This window comes from Oscillatoria sp. HE19RPO (genome assembly GCF_024220515.1).
GTDB lineage: Bacteria > Cyanobacteriota > Cyanobacteriia > Cyanobacteriales > Laspinemataceae > Laspinema.
Map to the genome: position 1 here is coordinate 1 of NZ_JAMXOT010000049.1, position 3,188 is coordinate 3,188.

The following is a 3,188-nucleotide window of genomic DNA, read 5'->3' on the forward strand; positions in this document are numbered from 1 at the left end:
CGTTCGTAGTCACTGCTCAACGGAGTAGCCCCGTCAATGTAGGGGCGTATTGCATACGCCCTGGGGCGCAAGCATTTACTCCGACAGATACCTTTCTTTCAGTTGAACGTTTGGAGGATTTATATTTTGCAATCCCCTTATTCTCCGGTCCCCGGACCTTGCCAAGGTCCGGGGACCGGAAGCCCACCCTATTCCTATAGGGAATTGTTATAAATCGGAGAAATTCCGGCTAATTATTACCAAGTTGTAATTATGCCTTTGGACCGGGACGATGTAATCCATTGCAGGGCATAAGGCAAAGTAGGGGCAGGGAGCAGTTTTGATTTAGGATTGCTATGGGAGTCAAGACTGAAAATCCGTGGGGATGAGGGAAATGTCTGTGATTGATCTGGAAAAAGCTGGAGTTTGGATCCAGCGCGGCCATCAGTTAAAAGCTAAGGGGCAGTGGTCTGAAGCGATCGCCTTTTATCAAGAAGCCCTGAATTTTAACCCGGATGCGGTTGAGGCTTATGGTCAACTGGGGGACCTCTATTGGCGGCAAGGTGATTTGAGTGAGGCGATCGCCCACTGTCAAGGGGCGCTCAAATTGAACCCTCAATCCGCAGAAACCTACAAGACTCTGGGTAATATCCTCCAATCCCAAGAAAAATGGGCCGCAGCGGAACGCGCTTACCAACAGGCGCTACAAATTATCCCCGAGTTTGCGGCAGTTCATGCGAATTTGGGCAGCCTCTACTATCGTCGGGGGGAGTCGGAACGCGCAGTCGCCTGCTACCAAACCGCCCTCGCCCTCGAACCCTCCCAAGCTGGCATTCACTGGAACCTCGGAATGCTCTATCAGGATCTAGGCCGCTTAGGAGAGGCAGTGGAGTCCTGGCAGGATGCCTTACGCCTTGAACCGGCTATGGGAAACGCGCAACGGCATTTAACCATCGGAAATACCCTGTTAACCCTGGCAAGAGTTGAGGAGGCGATTCACCACTACCAACAGGCGATCGCCCTCGAACCCAACTTCTCCCAAGGGCATTCTAATCTCGGCAACGCCCTGATCCAACAGGGGTCCTTCGAGGCCGGGATTGCGGCCCTAAAAACAGCCCAAACCCTCAGCCCCCAGTTAGCCGGGATTCATTACAATTTAGGTCAAGCCCTGTTACAACAAGGGCATCAGCATCAAACTCTCAGTCGGTCAGCATGGCAAGAGGTCGTGGACTGCTTTCTTCAGGCGATCGGCCTCGATCCCAACTTAATCCCAGCACACCATGCCTTGTTCTATCTCATTCGCTCCCGCGACCCCTTCGGCATCGACTTTGATTCCCTGCGACAAGCGGCTGAAGACTATTTAAACCGCGCCCAAGGCCCCACCAGACTGTTAGCCGCCCTCCCCTATCTCTCCCTCTGTTTACATGGGGGATACAGCGAATTAGCCCGGGAAACCTTTTTCACCCTAGAAACTCAAATTGAGTCCGACCTAGATTCTCTAGACCTCGACTCGATCGCCTTGCTGTATTCTCGCCTAATGTTTTCCCAACCCCATCTGCGCGATGATGCCAGGGCCAATCTAACCTTAGCCAAACGCCTCGGCTCTAAAAATCAAGCCCGCCTCAACCATCTCCCCCATCCCCCCACTCTCCCCCATCTCCCCCATCCCCCCCATCTAAAAATCGGCTTCCTCTCCCCTCATTTTCGCCGCCATTCCATCGGATGGTGTAGTGCAGATATTCTGCGCGAGTTATCTGGGCTTTCTGCTGAACTGTATCTCTACGTGACTCAATCTCAAGCGAGGGATGATAAAACCCAAGAGTTTGAGAACCTCGCCACCCAATTTTATCAACCTCAAAGTGCTAATTTTGAAGCCGCGCAATTAGAGCTTTTTGAGCAAATCCGCCAGGATAATCTTGATATTTTAATTGACCTAGATTCAGTTACCTGTTCTGAACAGTTAGATATTTTGTACCGGCAACCTGCGCCGATTTGCCTGTCTTGGCTGGGATTTGATGCGCCCTTTTTATCTTCAAGGCATTACTATTTAGGCGATCGGCACACCCATCCCCCAGGGATTGAAGCCGATTACATCGAACAGTTAATCCGAATGCCCGATTCCTTTGTGGCGGTTTCCGGATTTAAGCGTCAATCCGTCGAGCGCGAAGTCGTCCGATTAAGCCTAGGAATCAGTTGGCAACAGATTGTCTACCTCTGTGTCGCCCCCGGGAAAAAACTGAATCGAGAGTTGGTTATAGCCCAAATTCAAATTCTTAAACAAGTTCCCAATAGTGTGTTACTCCATAAAGGCGAAGGAGAGCGATCGGCGATTTTGGAACTCTATAAACAAGCCTGTACCGATTTAGGAGTTTCCCATAATCGAGTTATTTTAATATCCAGAACCCCAACGGAAGAAAAGCATCGGTCTATCTATGAATGTGCAGATATTTTATTAGATTCCTATCCTTACAATGGCGGCACTCATACCCTAGAAGCCTTATGGTTTAACCTACCCATTGTCACCCGAGTGGGAGAACTCTGTTTGGCACGGATGGGATATTCATTCCTCCAGACCCTAGGCATTGAGGGTGGAATTGCCTGGAGTTGGGAGGAGTATATCGATTGGGGAGTTCGGTTGGGTCAAGAGTTGAAAATTCGCCAAGACATTCGCCATCAATTAATCCGTTCTAAGCAACCCAAACACCTATCTCCGTTGTGGAATCCTGCTAAATTTGCTCAAGATATGTATGGAATTTTTGAAAACCTAAGAAAATAGCAAGTTCGTATTCATTAACTCAATCTAGGAGGATTTCCAGAATTATGTCTGAGATTAAACAGGAACAACAACATCCCCAAGCTCGTAAGGATCGCGAGACTCTGGACAAAATTTTAGCCGGAGATATGACCGAATATAATCTGGCGGAATTAGCGCGATTGCGAATTCGGTATCGAGGATTTCCCGGTTCAAGGGATGTCTGGAGTGACATCGAAAAAGTGTTATCCCGTTGGAATATGACGGAAGAGGATTTATTTGAAAAAACCCGCGAGATTCACAGGAAAGGTCGAGTTTATCGCGCACAAGATAGTGATAGCGAAGATTGGATGTAATACTCCATTTCGCAATACTGATAAGTCTATAAAAACGAGCCGCGTCAATCTGTATGTGTAGGGGCGCAATGCTTGCGCCCTCCGGAGGGCGCAAGCATTGC

Annotated in this window: 2 protein-coding genes; both read left to right on the forward strand. The window is 49.2% G+C overall.

The window, feature by feature from the left end:
• The first annotated feature begins 373 nt into the window (after window positions 1–373).
• Window positions 374–2,755: a tetratricopeptide repeat protein gene (locus NG833_RS05555; RefSeq protein WP_254564314.1), complete on the forward strand. Its 2,382-nt coding sequence runs from the start codon at window positions 374–376 to the stop codon at window positions 2,753–2,755.
• Between the two features lie 44 nt (window positions 2,756–2,799).
• A complete protein-coding gene (locus NG833_RS05560) occupies window positions 2,800–3,087 on the forward strand; it encodes a DUF3288 family protein (RefSeq protein ID WP_254564315.1) in 288 nt (95 codons plus the stop codon).
• Window positions 3,088–3,188: the final 101 nt, after the last annotated feature.

What these genes read in the sequence shown, in the direction of transcription:
- NG833_RS05560 (WP_254564315.1), top strand. Translation starts at nt 2,800, where the DNA reads ATGTCTGAGATTAAACAGGAACAACAACATCCCCAAGCTCGTAAGGAT.
- NG833_RS05555 (WP_254564314.1), top strand. Translation starts at nt 374, where the DNA reads ATGTCTGTGATTGATCTGGAAAAAGCTGGAGTTTGGATCCAGCGCGGC.